This is a genomic window from Roseburia sp. AF22-2LB, from assembly GCF_003461125.1.
Lineage (GTDB): Bacteria > Bacillota > Clostridia > Lachnospirales > Lachnospiraceae > Roseburia_C > Roseburia_C amylophila.
Genome location: NZ_QTWM01000004.1, coordinates 127,834 through 143,052 on the forward strand (window position 1 = coordinate 127,834; position 15,219 = coordinate 143,052).

Annotated in this window: 13 protein-coding genes; 12 read left to right on the forward strand and 1 reads right to left on the reverse strand. The window is 44.0% G+C overall.

Going from position 1 to position 15,219, the window contains the following annotated elements:
- The first annotated feature begins 9 nt into the window (after positions 1 to 9).
- The 12 genes from DWX96_RS07860 to DWX96_RS07915 all read left to right on the forward strand — a co-directional run bounded on the left by DWX96_RS07860 (position 10) and on the right by DWX96_RS07915 (position 14,692).
- The gene (locus tag DWX96_RS07860; protein ID WP_117698030.1) at positions 10 to 369 is read left to right on the forward strand and encodes an ArsR/SmtB family transcription factor; all 360 of its coding nucleotides are present in this window, start codon (positions 10 to 12) and stop codon (positions 367 to 369) included.
- Between the two features lie 13 nt (positions 370 to 382).
- Entirely contained in the window at positions 383 to 601 is a 219-nt protein-coding gene (locus tag DWX96_RS07865) for a cation transporter (protein ID WP_117698031.1), read from the forward strand.
- Positions 602 to 611: 10 nt separating this feature from the next.
- Positions 612 to 2,486, forward strand: a complete 1,875-nt coding sequence (locus tag DWX96_RS07870) for a heavy metal translocating P-type ATPase (protein ID WP_118057193.1) — start codon at positions 612 to 614, stop codon at positions 2,484 to 2,486.
- 189 nt (positions 2,487 to 2,675) lie between these two features.
- Positions 2,676 to 3,374: an ABC transporter ATP-binding protein gene (locus DWX96_RS07875; protein ID WP_117698032.1), complete on the forward strand. Its 699-nt coding sequence runs from the start codon at positions 2,676 to 2,678 to the stop codon at positions 3,372 to 3,374.
- Positions 3,375 to 3,382: 8 nt separating this feature from the next.
- The gene (locus DWX96_RS07880; protein ID WP_334294261.1) at positions 3,383 to 5,644 is read left to right on the forward strand and encodes an ABC transporter permease; all 2,262 of its coding nucleotides are present in this window, start codon (positions 3,383 to 3,385) and stop codon (positions 5,642 to 5,644) included.
- A gap of 216 nt (positions 5,645 to 5,860) precedes the next feature.
- Positions 5,861 to 6,478 carry a DUF3793 family protein gene (locus DWX96_RS07885; RefSeq protein ID WP_117842031.1) on the forward strand — a complete coding sequence of 206 codons (618 nt, stop codon included), beginning with the start codon at positions 5,861 to 5,863 and terminating at the stop codon, positions 6,476 to 6,478.
- A gap of 12 nt (positions 6,479 to 6,490) precedes the next feature.
- Complete coding sequence (locus tag DWX96_RS07890; RefSeq protein WP_022243985.1) at positions 6,491 to 6,922, forward strand: flavodoxin; 432 nt, start codon at positions 6,491 to 6,493, stop codon at positions 6,920 to 6,922.
- A 150-nt stretch (positions 6,923 to 7,072) separates the two neighbouring features.
- Entirely contained in the window at positions 7,073 to 8,356 is a 1,284-nt protein-coding gene (locus DWX96_RS07895; protein ID WP_118057195.1) for a M14 family metallopeptidase, read from the forward strand.
- Between the two features lie 32 nt (positions 8,357 to 8,388).
- Positions 8,389 to 9,360 carry a leucine-rich repeat domain-containing protein gene (locus DWX96_RS07900; RefSeq protein ID WP_118057196.1) on the forward strand — a complete coding sequence of 324 codons (972 nt, stop codon included), beginning with the start codon at positions 8,389 to 8,391 and terminating at the stop codon, positions 9,358 to 9,360.
- Positions 9,361 to 9,408: 48 nt separating this feature from the next.
- Positions 9,409 to 10,704, forward strand: a complete 1,296-nt coding sequence (locus tag DWX96_RS07905; RefSeq protein ID WP_118057197.1) for a vWA domain-containing protein — start codon at positions 9,409 to 9,411, stop codon at positions 10,702 to 10,704.
- 29 nt (positions 10,705 to 10,733) lie between these two features.
- Positions 10,734 to 12,062: an AAA family ATPase gene (locus DWX96_RS07910; RefSeq protein ID WP_117842028.1), complete on the forward strand. Its 1,329-nt coding sequence runs from the start codon at positions 10,734 to 10,736 to the stop codon at positions 12,060 to 12,062.
- A 41-nt stretch (positions 12,063 to 12,103) separates the two neighbouring features.
- Positions 12,104 to 14,692, forward strand: coding sequence for a translation factor GTPase family protein (locus DWX96_RS07915; RefSeq protein ID WP_118057198.1), 2,589 nt, complete (start codon positions 12,104 to 12,106; stop codon positions 14,690 to 14,692).
- A 74-nt stretch (positions 14,693 to 14,766) separates the two neighbouring features.
- On the opposite strand, the gene DWX96_RS07920 is transcribed toward DWX96_RS07915, so the two are convergent.
- Positions 14,767 to 15,087: a hypothetical protein gene (locus tag DWX96_RS07920; RefSeq protein ID WP_118057199.1), complete on the reverse strand. Its 321-nt coding sequence runs from the start codon at positions 15,085 to 15,087 to the stop codon at positions 14,767 to 14,769.
- Positions 15,088 to 15,219 lie beyond the last annotated feature (132 nt).

Below are 15,219 nucleotides of genomic sequence, written 5' to 3' on the forward strand. Positions count from 1 at the left end.
GGTGAGAAGATGGCAATGAACGATGTAGAATGCTGTGAAGAAAACTGCATTCATGCAGAGCTTCTTAAGAAGGCACGGGAGAAGATGCCGGATGAAGATGAATTATATGATCTGGCAGAGCTTTTTAAAGTATTTGGTGATTCTACCAGAATCCGGATCCTGTTTGTATTATTTGGCTCGGAAGTATGTGTGTGTGATCTGGCAGAGACGTTGAACATGACGCAGTCAGCAGTATCCCATCAGCTTAAGATTTTAAAACAGGCGAAGCTGGTAAGCAGCAGGCGGGAAGGAAAATCCGTATTTTATTCACTGGCAGATGAACATGTAAGAACCATTATCGACCAGGGCAGAGAACATATTGAAGAATGAGGAGGATATTATAATGAAGAAAAAATTTAAATTGGAAGACTTAGACTGTGCAAACTGTGCAGCAAAAATGGAAGATGCAATCAAGAAAATCCCAGGAGTCAATGATGCTGTAGTAAGCTTCATGACACAGAAGATGACCATCGATGCAGAAGATGAGCGTTTTGAAGAAATTATGGATGAAGTAGCCAAAGTATGTGCAAAGGTAGAACCGGACTGCCGGATTCTGCGATAGGAGATAGCTTATGACAAAGAATCAGAAAAAAATGCTGGAACGTATTCTGGTTACTGCAGTGCTGTTTGTAGCACTTCTGGTATTAGAACACGTTGGTGTCTTAGAACAGATTACACAGCCAGTCCTGATTTTTATTATTTATCTGGTACCATACCTTTTGATTGGCTATGATATTATTTTTAAAGCGTTCCGGAATATCAGTCATGGACAGGTATTTGATGAGAACTTTCTGATGATGATTGCAACGTTTGGAGCATTTGGAGTACGGGAGTATTCCGAGGGTGTTGCAGTTATGCTGTTCTATCAGATTGGAGAACTTTTCCAGGGCTATGCAGTTGGAAAATCCAGACAGTCCATTGCAGATATGATGGACATTTGTCCGGAATATGCCAATGTGGAAGAAGACGGAAAATTAGTCCAGGTAGATCCGGATGATGTGGGAATCGGCACAGTCATCGTGGTAAAACCGGGCGAGCGTATTCCATTGGATGGAATTGTAGTAGAAGGTGAGTCCATGGTCGATACCGCGGCACTGACCGGAGAATCTGTTCCAAGAAGAGCAGAAGAAGGTGATGAAATCATCAGCGGCTGTGTCAATGGAAGCGGTACTTTAAAGGTAAAAGTAACAAAAGCATTCGAGGATTCCACAGTATCCAAGATTCTGGAACTGGTGGAGAATGCAAGCAGCAAGAAAGCAAGAGTGGAGAACTTTATCACCAGATTTGCAAAATATTACACTCCGGTTGTTACCATTGGAGCAGTAATTCTTGCAATCCTGCCACCGATTATTTTGGGCGGCGGCTGGGCTGAGTGGATTCAGAGAGCCTGTATTTTCCTTGTTATTTCCTGCCCGTGTGCCCTTGTAATCTCAGTCCCATTGGGATTCTTCGGTGGTATCGGAGCATCTTCTAACTTAGGTGTTCTGGTAAAAGGAAGTAACTATTTAGAGGCAGTGGCTGAGATGACCACTATCGTATTTGATAAAACCGGTACACTGACCAAAGGCGAGTTCAAGGTATCTGAGGTACTTCCGGTAAATGGAAGCAAAGAGGAACTCTTAGAGCTTGCAGCCCATGTAGAAGGATATTCCAATCATCCAATTGCTAATTCCGTGCGTGAAGCCTATGGCAAAGAACCGGATATGAACCGGGTAACCGGAACAGAAGAAATTGCCGGACATGGAATTCATACATTTGTAGATGGAAAAGAAGTATGGCTTGGAAATGCCAAAATGATGGCAGCCCGGAATATTTCCTATACCGAAAACAGCAGTGCTGGAACCGTAATTTATGTTGCGGTAGATGGCGCATTTGCCGGAACCATTGTAATTTCCGATTCCATTAAGGAAGGCGTAAAAGAAGCTATCCATAGCATGAAGAAGGTAGGCGTGAAGAAATGCGTTATGCTGACCGGAGACCGTAAGGCAGCAGCACAGGCAGTAGCAGATGAACTGGGACTGGATGAAGTGCATGCAGAATTACTGCCGGGTGACAAAGTAAGTCAGGTTGAGGCACTTCTGAAAGAACAGCATGAGAAAGAAAAACTTGCATTTGTGGGTGATGGCATCAACGATGCACCAGTACTGACCAGAGCAGACATTGGAATTGCAATGGGAAGTATGGGTTCCGATGCAGCCATTGAAGCTGCAGATGTAGTTCTTATGGATGATGATGTGCGAAAGATTGCATCTCTTGTGAAGATTGCAAGAAAGACACTTTCCATCGTGCATCAGAATATCGTATTTGCACTTGGCGTAAAAGCAATTGTACTGATACTCGGTGCATTTGGTATTGCCAATATGTGGGAAGCAGTATTTGCAGATGTAGGTGTATCTGTCATTGCAATTTTAAATTCCATGCGGACACTGCGCATTGCAAAGAAATAGTATAAAGGCGTTTATTGAGAAAAAGAATCAGTAAACGCCTTTCTTTTACCAAACAGATAGTCTATACTAACAAAAGTTACAAAAATCTAACAGGAAGTCGGAAATAGTACAGCATTGGGAAAGAGGGAAGCAGGAGTAACAAAATAAAAGAACTGAAAAAAGAGTCAGAAAAGAAAAAGGAGGATGAATATGTTTCTGGAGATTCAGGATTTGAAAAAAAGTTTTGGACAGGGAGAGGCAAAAACAGAAGTTTTGAAGGGAATTAATTTCTCTGTTGAAAAAGGCGAGATTTGCGTATTGTTAGGACCGTCCGGTTCCGGTAAATCAACACTTTTGAATATTATCGGAGGAATTGACAGTGCAGACAGCGGCTATATTTCCATCAATGGAGAGAAAACAGCAGATATGAACGAAAAGGCACTGACGAATTACCGCCGTCGCCATTTAGGATATGTATTTCAGATGTATAATCTGATTCCAAACCTCAATGTGAAGGAAAATATCGAGGTAGGAGCATATCTGAGTGATAAATCATTAGACATTGACGAATTGCTTAAGACACTGGGACTTTATGAGCATCGTCATAAGCTGCCAAACCAGTTATCTGGTGGACAGCAGCAGCGTACAGCCATTGGTCGTGCCATTGTAAAGAACCCGGATATTCTGCTCTGTGATGAGCCGACCGGAGCACTGGATTACAATACATCCAAAGAGATTTTGAAGCTGATTGAGGATGTAAATCAGAAATATGGAAATACCGTTATTATGGTTACCCATAATGATGCCATCAAAAACATGGCAGACCGTGTCATTAAGCTGCGTGATGGACAGATTCGAAAGGATTACACCAATGAAGTGAAGATTCCTGCACAGGAACTTGACTGGTAAAGGCGGTGATGAAAGTGAAGAGTCCATTAAGAAAACGAATTCCAAGGGAATTGAAAACAGATTTTGGAAAATATCTTGTGATTTTCCTGTTCCTGACAGCTACTATCGGATTTGTATCGGGATTTCTGGTGGCAGGAAGCAGTATGATAACTGCCTATAATGAGAGTTTTGAAAAGTACAATATTGAAGACGGTAATTTCGAACTGATGGAAGAAGCTGACGATACGCTGCTTACAGAACTGGAAAAAGAAGGCGTAACAATTTATGAGAATTACTATCTGGAAGAAGAGGTGGTAAATGGCAAGTCAGACAGTACCCTCCGTATTTTCAAACCAAGAAACGAAGTGGATAAAGTATGTCTGATGGATGGAGAAATGCCGCAGCAGGAAGATGAAATTGCAATTGACCGGATGTATGCGGACAATAATTCCCTGAAAGTAGGAGACACCATTAAAGTAGGCGGCGAGAAAAAGACCATCAGTGGTCTGGTGGCATTATCGGATTACAGTGCGCTGTTTTCCGATAGCAAGGATCTGATGTTTGATGCCATAAAATTTGGCGTTGCCATTGCCACAGAGGATGCCTTTGATGCTTATGGCACCGGCAATCTCCATTACAGCTATTCCTGGAAATATGAAAAAACTCCGGCTGATGATACGGAAGCAAAAGAGAAAGCAGAAGATTTTATGAAAGTGCTGGGCAGTAAGGCGGCAATAGCAGCATACATACCGGCATTTTCCAATCAGGCAATTCATTTTACGGGAGATGATATGGGTGGAGACAAAACAATGGTAATGACGTTGTTATATATCCTGATAGCGATTATGGCATTTGTCTTTGCAGTTACCACCAATAATACGATTACAAAAGAAGCGGCAGTCATCGGAACGCTGCGTGCATCCGGCTATACCAGAGGAGAACTGCTGCGGCATTATCTGCATCTTCCGGTACTGGTGACAATCGTAGCAGCAATTATTGGAAATATACTTGGCTATACCGTATTTAAAAATATGGTAGCAGATTTGTACTATGGAAGCTATAGTCTGCCGACCTACCATACCATCTGGAATGGTGATGCGTTTATCCTGACAACGGTGATTCCGGCAATCATAATGATTGTTATAAATCTGCTTTTGATTTCTTCCAAACTGCGTATTTCACCACTGAATTTCCTGCGCAGGGATTTGAGCAGAAGAAAGCGGAAAAAAGCAGTAAAACTGCCGCATTTCAAATTCTTTAACCGCTTCCGTATCCGTATTATTTTACAGAACCGTGCGGGCTACCTGACTTTATTTATCGGTATTGCTTTTGCAGAAATTCTGCTGGTTTTCGGCATGATGATGTCACCACTTTTAGAGCATTATCAGGATGAAGTGCTGTCCCACATGCTTGCAGATTATCAGTATGTATTAAAAGCACCGGTTCCAACGGAAACAGATGGCGCAGAGACTTATCTTGCCGGTAGTTTAAAGACAATGCCGACAGAATTCAGCAGCGAAGAGGTCAGCGTCTATGGAGTTGAAAAAGACAGTGCTTATGTTGATATTGATTTCCCAAAAGAAGGTGTTTACATTTCGGATAGTTATGCAGAAAAATACCGGCTCGCAGAAGGCGATACCATTGAGTTAAAGGAAACTTATGGAGATAAGAAATACAAGTTTAAGGTGGCTGGAATCTATGAGTATCCGGCAGCGGTGGCAATTTTTATGCCGGAAGAGGAATATCGGGATGTATTTGACAAAGAGGAGGATTATTTCAATGGATATTTCTCCGATAAGAAGATTACCGATATTGAGGATGCCTATATCATGACGACCATTACAGAAGATGACCTCACTAAGGTATCAAGACAGCTTGATGTATCTATGGGTGGCATGTTCTATCTGATGAATGTATTTTCTGTTGCACTGGCAGCAATCCTTATTTACCTGATGACAAAATTGATTATCGAGCGGAATGCTTCATCCATATCCATGGTTAAGATATTGGGTTACAACACCCGAGAAATCGGAAAATTGTATCTGACAGCCACCACCTGGATTGTGGTGATATCCGTTATCCTGGGTGAAGCAATTGCTACAGAAACTATCAATGTCATCTACCGGGCAATGATGAGTGATTACTCCGGCTGGCTGAGCATCTACTATGACCCGAACATCTACTGGAAAATACTGCTTATGGTACTGGCAGCATACTTCGTAGTGGCATTGTTCTGCCTTCGGAAGATTCGGAAGATACCGATGGACGAAGCACTGAAGAATGTAGAGTAGAACTTGAAAATGTAATATTGCAGCGAAACTGCTGGTATTTTTATACAAGTATATTTTCATCCCACCCAGCCAAACTAAAACCATATCAAACTAACTGAAATTCTTAATATGATAAAGAATTCTCACCACGCACATTTTATGTTGACAACAGAAATGTAATTAGTTATGATAAACACAAGTTAGAAATAACTAACTAGAACGAAAGGAAAAGAAGCTATGAGTACAGAAATTCTGGAAATTGTACAACAGATGGATTTACACAATGCAGAGACGCAGTTAGCGTTACAATGTGCCCCATTGATCGCAGGAGTAAAGATATCCAATCTCTTAGTCGTTTCAACAGGCATGGAGGATGCGGTAAAACAGTGCCTGAGAAAATCCGGAATTTCATTCCTGCTACTGCTCAGGACCAGGGAAAAAGCTCGTTACCTTCTTTTCCGGAAGAAACCGTTGGAGGCGTATCTGATGCGTAAAGAGATACGGGAGCTGCTGCAGGAGTCCGGTTATCAGGACTTTACGCTCGGAAATATTCTCAGCACGTTTCAGAAACGTTACCAGGGTTATATGTGCGGCGAGCCGGGCTTCCCTCATGAGATGGGAGTACTGCTTGGCTATCCGGTAGAAGATGTAAGAGGATTTATGGAACAGAATGGACAGAATGCACTCTATCAGGGTTACTGGAAAGTGTATGCGCACGTTCCGGAAAAGAAACGTCTTTTCGCACGTTATGATATGGAAAAAGAGACCATCATCCAGCTTCTCTCCAATGGAGTGGGAATGCGGGACATCATTGGTATTTATAATGACAGCATGCCGCAGAAAGCGGCTGTTTAGGAGGTAGAAAAAATGAGTAAGATTCAGGTAGTTTATTGGACACAGTCAGGAAACACACAGGCAATGGCTGAGGCTGTTGGAAGAGGAATTGAAGCAGCTGGCAAAGAAGCAGAGGTTGTTGATGTAAGTACAGCTGATATGGATGCATTAAAAGCTTCTTCCGTATTTGCAATGGGATGTCCTGCAATGGGTGCAGAAGTCTTAGAAGAAGGCGAGATGGAGCCATTCGTTGAAGAAGTAGAAGGCTTTGCAGCAGGAAAGAAAATCGCATTATTCGGTTCTTACGGATGGGGCGATGGACAGTGGATGCGTGACTGGGTAGACCGTATGACAAGCGCAGGAGCAACCGTTGTAAATGGCGAAGGTGTGATTTGTCAGGAAGCACCGGATGACGATGCAGTCGCTGCATGCGAAAGCTTAGGCAAACAGTTAGCAGGAATGTAAATTCCAAAAAACAAAATCATTTCCGTAGGGTACAAACAAATTGTATTATATATCATAACCAGAAGAAGTCTTGCAGAAAACTGCAAGGCTTTTTCACATTTTATAAACAGCTGCATATACTGATAAGAAGGACTGGAAACAGGTGAAAGAATGAAAGTATTGAATCCGGGAGAACGCTCCGTGCTGGTACAGTATGTGCAGCTGGCATTAAACCGTGCGGGATATGACATAAGGAAAGATGGAATTTTGGGAGAGAATACCTGCAGGGCATTGCGGCAGTTTTTAAGGAAAAAGGGCGGGGAAGAATTTAACTGTAAAATAGATGATGTAGTGTGGGGAAAGCTTTTCCCCTATTTAAAAGGATATACGATGCATGAAATAAAATCCGGTGATACATTATGGGGTATTGCGGCAAATTATGACACCAGTGTATCAGCGATTATGACAGCCAATCCAACAGTAAATCCGCTGGCACTGCGGACCGGAAGTATTCTTGCAATTCCATTCTCTTTTTCGCTTGTAGCAGAAGATGTGGCTTACACTTCTTATCTCAATGACTGGATATTGGAAGGGCTTACGGTACGTTATCCTTTCTTGGCTCAGGGAAATATTGGAAAAAGTGCGATGGGAAAGGAAATTCCCTATCTTCGGATTGGAACAGGAGAGCGGGAAGTCTTTTACAGTGGAGCATATCATGCCAACGAATGGATTACTACACCGGTCCTGCTTAAATTTGCGGAAGAATATGCCCATGCATTTGCAGCGGGACGCATGCTTTATACTGTGCAGGCAGCGTGGCTTTTTTATGGATTTTCCCTGTATCTTGTTCCCATGGTAAACCCGGATGGTGTGGATTTAGTGAATGGAGTATTAGAAGAGGGTGCATCCTTAGAAGAGGCAGAGCGCATTGCAGCTGATTATACGAAGATTCCATTTCCGGATGGATGGAAAGCCAATATAGAAGGAATTGATTTGAATCTGCAATTTCCGGCGGGCTGGGAAAATGCCAGAAACATTAAATTTGCCATGGGATTTACAACACCGGCACCAAGAGATTATGTGGGAGAGGCTCCCCTTGTGGCACCGGAAAGCCGCAGTGTCTATGAATTTACAAGAGCCCATAATTTTTCGTTAATTCTGGCATATCATGCCCAGGGAGAAGTGATTTACTGGCGGTATCTTGACTATGAACCGGCAGATTCCAGAAGAATTGCAGAATATTTTGGCGAGGTCAGCGGATACCGGGTGGAAGAGACGCCCTCTGCATCTGGTTATGCCGGGTTCAAAGACTGGTTTATTCAGGAATACAATCGTCCCGGCTATACCATTGAGGTGGGAATGGGGGTAAGCCCGCTTCCAATGAGTCAGTTTGCCGGAATCTATGAAAATAACCGTCTGATTTTAGAAGGCGGAATGACGGAACTTGTGCGATAACCGGGGATGTGTTATATTGTAGCAGAGAAAAGATGAGGAAACTGGAGCGTAAGATGAACACAGCATACAGCTATGAGATACAGCCGCTGGATGAACATTCCATAAGCATAGAGCGTGTATATGGGACGACACCGGTTGTTGTAATTCCAGAGCAGATAGATGGATTCACAGTAAAGAGAATAGGCGCATATTGTTTTTCGGAAAGCAAACATGTTCCGACAGATGCCGTTACCATCGGCGGAGTGGACAGTTTTATGAAAGCATTATGCGGAAATGATATCGAAGAAATTTCTTTGCCGGATTCCGTGGAACAAATCGGGAATCTGGCATTTTATAATTGCCGCAAATTACGAACACTTACCTTGGGGCGTTTCTTAAAAGAATTAGGAAGCGATGCCTTTATGAACTGCCGGAGCTTAAAGCGGCTGGTGCTTCGTTCTTCCATGGAAGAAGCCAGTGGCGCACAGCTTATCTTAAATCAGGTTCGGGCTGATTTGGAAGTGGAATTTAAGGAAGCCTTATTTTTCTATCCGGAATATTACGATTCCTATGAAGAAATCGGACCGGCACATATATTTGCACTGAATATTGCGGGGGAAGGTTTCCGGGCAAGACAGTGTTTTCATGAGCGGATGGTAGATGCCGCCGCATACGATATGATATTTGAGCGGATCTGCATTGAGGAGAAGATGTGGACTGCAGCCAGAATGGCACTTTGCAGACTGGCATATCCGGTGGAATTAAAGGAAGAAGCCCGTGAACGTTATCTTTCTTATTTAAAAGAACATGCCAGTGAGGTATGCGATGTTTTGATTCAGAAAAAAGATTTAGCATTATTAGAGCTGATATGCCGGCTTCAGGTGGTGGAGCGGAGTGGAATCACTGCATTAATCGAGCAGGCGGCAGAAGCCGGCTGGGCAGAAGGCAGTGTCAGCTTAAGTAGCTGGCAGCAGAAATATTATAAGGAAGAAGCAGCTTCTTCCTGTTATGATATTGAGTGGTAAAAACAGCAGAAAATTAAGAAAATATGCAGTGGCAGAAAGGAGTAGAAGATGGCGCATATTAAGACCCAGACCGAATGGGAAAATGATATGTCTGTAAAAATCTTGCAGCATGCAAGGAGTGAAATCTATCTGGATTTGCGATATCTTGATGTGGCACTTTCTGCATTGAAGCCTCAGGCAATGGAAGGCTTAGAGACAATGGCTACGGACGGAGAGAGTCTCTTTTTCTCAGCAGGACAGGTAATACGCGTATTCCGGAATAATCCGGCATTTATGAACCGGGCGTACCTGCACACGATATTGCACTGTATTTTTTCACACTTATTTTTAAAAGGAAACAGAGATACGAAGCTTTGGAATCTTGCCTGCGATATTGTAGTGGAGCAGACCATTGACGGCATGGACAAGCCCTGTACCAGGCGTGCATTAAGCTTTCTGCGGCAGCAGACCTATGAAGCATTGAAGGGTGAAGGGCGGATTTCTGCAGCAGTGGTATACCGCTGGCTGCGGGGAAAATCCATGGAAGAGCTTCTTACCTTAAATCATGAATTTTATACGGATGACCACCGTTTCTGGAAAGAGGAAACCGGCAATGGCGCGGCATCTGCAGCCAGAAATAAATGGAATAAGATAGCAAGGCAGACCAGTATGGCGAAGAAGCGGCATGGAGATGAGCCGGAAAAGGGAGAAGAACTTCTGATGACACAGATCCGTGCTGCGAAAAGCCGCCGGAGTTATAAGGAATTTTTACAGAAATTTTCCATACTACAGGAAGAATTAAAATGCAATCCCGATGAGTATGATTTGAATTATTATACCTATGGGCTGCGGCTTTATAAGAATATGCCTCTGATAGAACCGGTGGAGAGCCGGGAAGTAAAGAAAATCCGGGAATTTGTAGTGGTGGTAGACACCAGTTATTCCACCAGCGGCAGTTTAATCAAAGGCTTTTTAAATGAGACATTTGGCATTTTATCCCAGCAGAACAGCTTCTTTCGAAGATGCAGAATCCGGATTATCCAGTGCGATGATAAAGTGGAAATGGATGAGGTAATCAGCAGTCAGGAAGAAATGGAGCAGCTGCTAAAAAGCTTTCAGGTAGTGGGCGGCGGAAATACAGATTTTCGACCGGCGTTTACTTATGTAAACCAACTAATCAAAGAAGGAAGCATCCGGCATCTGGATGGACTCTTGTACTTTACCGATGGCAAGGGCATTTATCCGGTAAAGAAGCCGGAATATAAGACCGCATTTTTATTCTTGGGAGCCTATGATGAGACGGCAGTACCGCCATGGGCAATGCGGCTGCAGCTGGAGCCGGAAGAACTGGAACAGAATGCATGAGAGAAATAATATAGATTGGAAGAAAACAGATGAATATCAAACAGGCAAAGGAAGAAATCAAACATACCGTAACAGCATATTTGAAAAAGGATGATGAGGGCAGATATAAGATTCCTCTGATTCGTCAGAGACCGGTCTTATTAATGGGACCGCCGGGAATCGGCAAGACCCAGATTATGGAGCAGATTGCAGAGGAGTGCAAAATCGGACTGGTAGCATATACGATTACCCATCATACCAGACAGAGTGCAGTGGGACTTCCTTTTATCAAAGAAATGGAATTTGCAGGCAAAGAGTATTCCATAACGGAATATACCATGAGTGAGATTATTGCCAGCGTATACCGGAAAATCCAGGAAGGCTGTCCGGAAGGAATCCTTTTCATTGATGAGATTAACTGTGTGTCTGAGACACTGGCACCGACCATGTTACAGTTTTTGCAGTGCAAGACCTTTGGTAATCAGGCAGTGCCGGAGGGCTGGATTATTGTTGCAGCAGGAAATCCGCCGGAATACAATAAATCGGTGCGGGAATTTGATATGGTAACCTTGGACCGTGTCCGCTGTATGCAGGTAGAGGCAGACCTTGGTGTTTGGAAAGCTTATGCCAGATCAAGACATATCCATGGTGCAATTTTAAGCTATCTTGAGCTTCGTCCAAAGAATTTCTACCGGGTGGAAGCAGATGTAGACGGCTTGCAGTTTGTCACAGCAAGAGGCTGGGAGGACTTAAGCATTTTGATGCAGACCTATGAAGAAATGGGGCTTCCGGTAGATGAAACCGTTGTAGGAGAATTTTTACACCATAAGGATGTGGCAGAGGATGCGGCAGCATATTTTGATTTATACCAGAAATATAAGGATGACTATGGAATTCCGTTAATATTGGAAGGAAAGATTCGGCCGGAAGTATTTGCCCGGATTTATGATGCAGCTTTTGATGAAAGACTCAGCGTGGTCAATCTTTTGTTGGACGGATTACAGAATCTGTTCCGAAGCTATGGAAAAGAAAAGGCTAAGACAGACCGCGACTTTGCAGCCTTGAAAGAGTACCGTAATTCCGAAGGGGCAAAGAAAGAAGTTTTTGAGGAAAAAAAGGCAGCCTTTGATATCCAGAGAAAGACATTAGAAACAATCGAAGAAAAGACCGCAGCAGCCTTAGAGCATGCGTTTGATTTTATGGAGCAGGCATTTGAGGGCGGCCAGGAAATGGTGGTATTTGTAACAGATCTTGCTACCGTGGCAGAATCCGCAAGATTCTTAGCCGAGCACAACTGCGACCGCTATTTACAGTATAATCAGGAGCTGCTGATTGGAAGCAAGCGGGCAGAGCTTTTAGCCGAGCTGAACCGGGACTAGTTGTACAGCGTAAAAAAATGTCAGAAAGGATACCTTTGAACATGAAGAAGCTGGTAATCGGAATTCTTGCACATGTAGATGCAGGAAAGACAACATTATCGGAAAGTATGTTGTATACAAGCGGAAGCATACGCCATCTGGGAAGAGTGGATAATAAGGATGCATATCTTGACAATAATGCCATGGAGCGGGAGCGTGGAATTACGATTTTCTCAAAGCAGGCAGAATTTTCCTGGAAAGATATGGCAATCACTTTGTTGGATACACCGGGGCATGTGGACTTTTCTGCGGAGATGGAGCGGACCCTTAAAGTGCTTGATTATGCAGTGCTGGTCATCAGCGGAGCCGATGGTGTGCAGGGACATACCAGAACGCTGTGGCGTCTGTTAAAACTTTATCAGGTTCCGGTATTCTTATTTATCAATAAAATGGACCAGCCGGGAGCGGATAAAGAGGCTCTTTTATGGGAAATCAAGGAGCATTTGGACAGCAACTGCATTGACTTTACACAGGAGCAGAACGAAGGCTTCTATGAAGAGGCGGCTATGTGCGAAGAAGCAGCCATGGAGAAATTCCTATCGGAAGGAAGTCTTGCATCCAATGACCTTGCACAAATGATTGCAAAGCGGGAACTTTTCCCCTGCTATTTTGGCTCTGCATTAAAGGTGCAGGGGGTGGAAGAACTGTTAGACGGGCTTTACGAATATGGCAGGACACCGCAGTATCCGGATAAATTTGGTGCTAAAATCTTTAAGATTGCAAGAGAAGAACAGGGAAACCGGCTGACTTATCTTAAAGTGACCGGAGGAACTCTTCGTGTAAAGGACATGCTTAATGGCAAAGCCGGAGAAGAAGAGTGGGCGGAAAAGGTCAATCAGATCCGTATTTATTCCGGAGAAAAATATGAGGCAGTATCCGAGGCGGCAGCAGGTACAGTCTGTGCTGTTACCGGACTGACAAAGACTTATCCGGGAGAAGGGCTTGGCATAGAAGAAGAATCAATTCTTCCGGTCTTAGAGCCGGTACGCAGTGTAAAACTGGTTTTGCCGAAGGAAGTTCCGGTGGCGGTTATGCTGCCAAAATTAAAGCAGTTAGAGGAAGAAAATCCGGAATTGCATATTGTATACCGGGAAGAAACCGGAGAGATTCTCATTAAGCTGATGGGCGAAGTACAGCTTGAAATTTTACAGAAACTGGTAAAAGAACGCTATGGCATAGTAGTGGATTTTGGCGAAGAAAAGATTATTTATAAAGAAACCATCCGCAATACTGTAGAAGGAGTCGGACATTTTGAACCACTGCGCCATTATGCGGAAGTGCATCTTCTGTTAGAACCGGGTGAGCGCGGAAGCGGACTGTGTTTTCAGACAGACTGCAGTGAAGATATTTTAGATAAAAACTGGCAGCGGCTGATACTGACCCATCTTGCAGAGCGGGAACATAAGGGCGTATTAACCGGTTCTGCCATTACTGATATGAAGATTACCGTAGTGTCCGGCCGGGCACATCCAAAGCATACCGAAGGCGGCGATTTCAGGCAGGCAACTTACCGTGCTATAAGGCAGGGACTGATGGAAGCAGATTCTGTACTGCTTGAGCCTTATTATGCATTTCGTCTGGAAATACCGGAAGAATGTCTGGGTCGTGCAATGCATGATATGGAGCAGCGTAACAGCAGAATGGACGCTCCGCAGATAGAAAATGGAATGGCACTGCTCACCGGAAGCGGCCCGGTATCGAAGCTTTCGGATTATCAGAAGGAATTAAATACCTATGCCAAAGGGCGTGGCAAATTCTTCTGCACATTGCAGGGCTACGAGGTGTGCCAGAATCAGGATGAGGTGGTAGAAGCTATCGGTTATCAGCCGGAGGCAGATTTATATAATACATCAGATTCCGTATTCTGTGCCCACGGAGCGGGCTATCTGGTGCCGTGGTATGAAGTAAAAGAGCACATGCATATGCCATCTGTTTTAGAAGAAGATGGCGGCACAAAAGAAGAACGGATAAAAGTCCACCGTCCCGGCGTAGTAGAGGACTGGGTAGATACCGATGAAATCGATGCTATTTTAGAAAAGACCTTCTATGCCAACCGGCAGGAAGGAAAACGCAAAAACGGTGTTGTGCGAAAACGCAAAGCAGAAAACAATGCACCAACCGTCCGCACTTACCACAAGCCGGAAAAACTGGAACGCTATCTACTGGTGGATGGCTACAATGTAATTTATGCCTGGAAGGATTTACATGAACTGGCAGAAGTGAATCTGGATGGAGCCAGAGGCAAATTGCAGGACATTCTCTGCAACTATCAGGGCATCTTTGGTGGCGAAGTCATTGTGGTGTTTGATGCATACCGCCTGACCGGACATAAGACAGAACAGTTGGACTATCACAATATCCATATTGTCTTTACGAAGGAAGCAGAAACGGCAGACCAGTACATTGAACGCTTTGCCCACGAACATCACAATCATTATGATGTAACGGTTGCAACCTCCGATGGCTTAGAGCAGATGATTATCCGCGGCCAGGACTGCAAGCTGATATCTGCCCGGGAGTTTGAACAGGAAGTAAAACGGGCGAACAGCGCCATGTGGGATAATTACCGGAATGGACAGAATATTTTCTGATAAATATTGCCATGGCATGGAAAAAAAGCTATGATAGAAAAAGAGTTTCACTCGGGTGATTAGAAAAGATAAAATCAGATAAATGGTATTGTTGCTGCCATTGGGGGATGTTTTCTTTTGATGAACAGGAAATGTCCTATCGTTCTTAGATACGCATTTTGCTTGTAGTAGACTGTCTTTCCGCCTGCTTTGACGGGATATCTGCACTGTCCGCCGGAGGCGGATGCCACAGCAAGCCTGCAAGGGGCACTAAGAATTTCGATAAAGTTACGAATTCGTCCGGCAACCGGCGCATATTCGCATCCATGCTTAAGATGCGCCTCACTGGCGCATCCCTGTGCCAGTGTTGCCGGTTTGCCGACGAAATTCCAAGTGCCCCTAGCAGTCTGCTCCATGCATCCGCATTCCGGCGCACAGCACAGATATCTTGTCAAACATTGGAAAGACCGGCTAAATCACAAAAGCAAAATGCAGTGTCTTAGAACGATGGCATTTCCTGTTACAAAAGGAACACCGCCAATGACGGC

Coding starts and splice junctions, on each gene's coding strand:
- DWX96_RS07860 (WP_117698030.1), top strand. CDS start 10: ATGGCAATGAACGATGTAGAATGCTGTGAAGAAAACTGCATTCATGCA.
- DWX96_RS07865 (WP_117698031.1), top strand. CDS start 383: ATGAAGAAAAAATTTAAATTGGAAGACTTAGACTGTGCAAACTGTGCA.
- DWX96_RS07870 (WP_118057193.1), top strand. CDS start 612: ATGACAAAGAATCAGAAAAAAATGCTGGAACGTATTCTGGTTACTGCA.
- DWX96_RS07875 (WP_117698032.1), top strand. CDS start 2,676: ATGTTTCTGGAGATTCAGGATTTGAAAAAAAGTTTTGGACAGGGAGAG.
- DWX96_RS07880 (WP_334294261.1), top strand. CDS start 3,383: ATGAAAGTGAAGAGTCCATTAAGAAAACGAATTCCAAGGGAATTGAAA.
- DWX96_RS07885 (WP_117842031.1), top strand. CDS start 5,861: ATGAGTACAGAAATTCTGGAAATTGTACAACAGATGGATTTACACAAT.
- DWX96_RS07890 (WP_022243985.1), top strand. CDS start 6,491: ATGAGTAAGATTCAGGTAGTTTATTGGACACAGTCAGGAAACACACAG.
- DWX96_RS07895 (WP_118057195.1), top strand. CDS start 7,073: ATGAAAGTATTGAATCCGGGAGAACGCTCCGTGCTGGTACAGTATGTG.
- DWX96_RS07900 (WP_118057196.1), top strand. CDS start 8,389: ATGAGGAAACTGGAGCGTAAGATGAACACAGCATACAGCTATGAGATA.
- DWX96_RS07905 (WP_118057197.1), top strand. CDS start 9,409: ATGGCGCATATTAAGACCCAGACCGAATGGGAAAATGATATGTCTGTA.
- DWX96_RS07910 (WP_117842028.1), top strand. CDS start 10,734: ATGAATATCAAACAGGCAAAGGAAGAAATCAAACATACCGTAACAGCA.
- DWX96_RS07915 (WP_118057198.1), top strand. CDS start 12,104: ATGAAGAAGCTGGTAATCGGAATTCTTGCACATGTAGATGCAGGAAAG.
- DWX96_RS07920 (WP_118057199.1), bottom strand. CDS start 15,087: ATGGAGCAGACTGCTAGGGGCACTTGGAATTTCGTCGGCAAACCGGCA.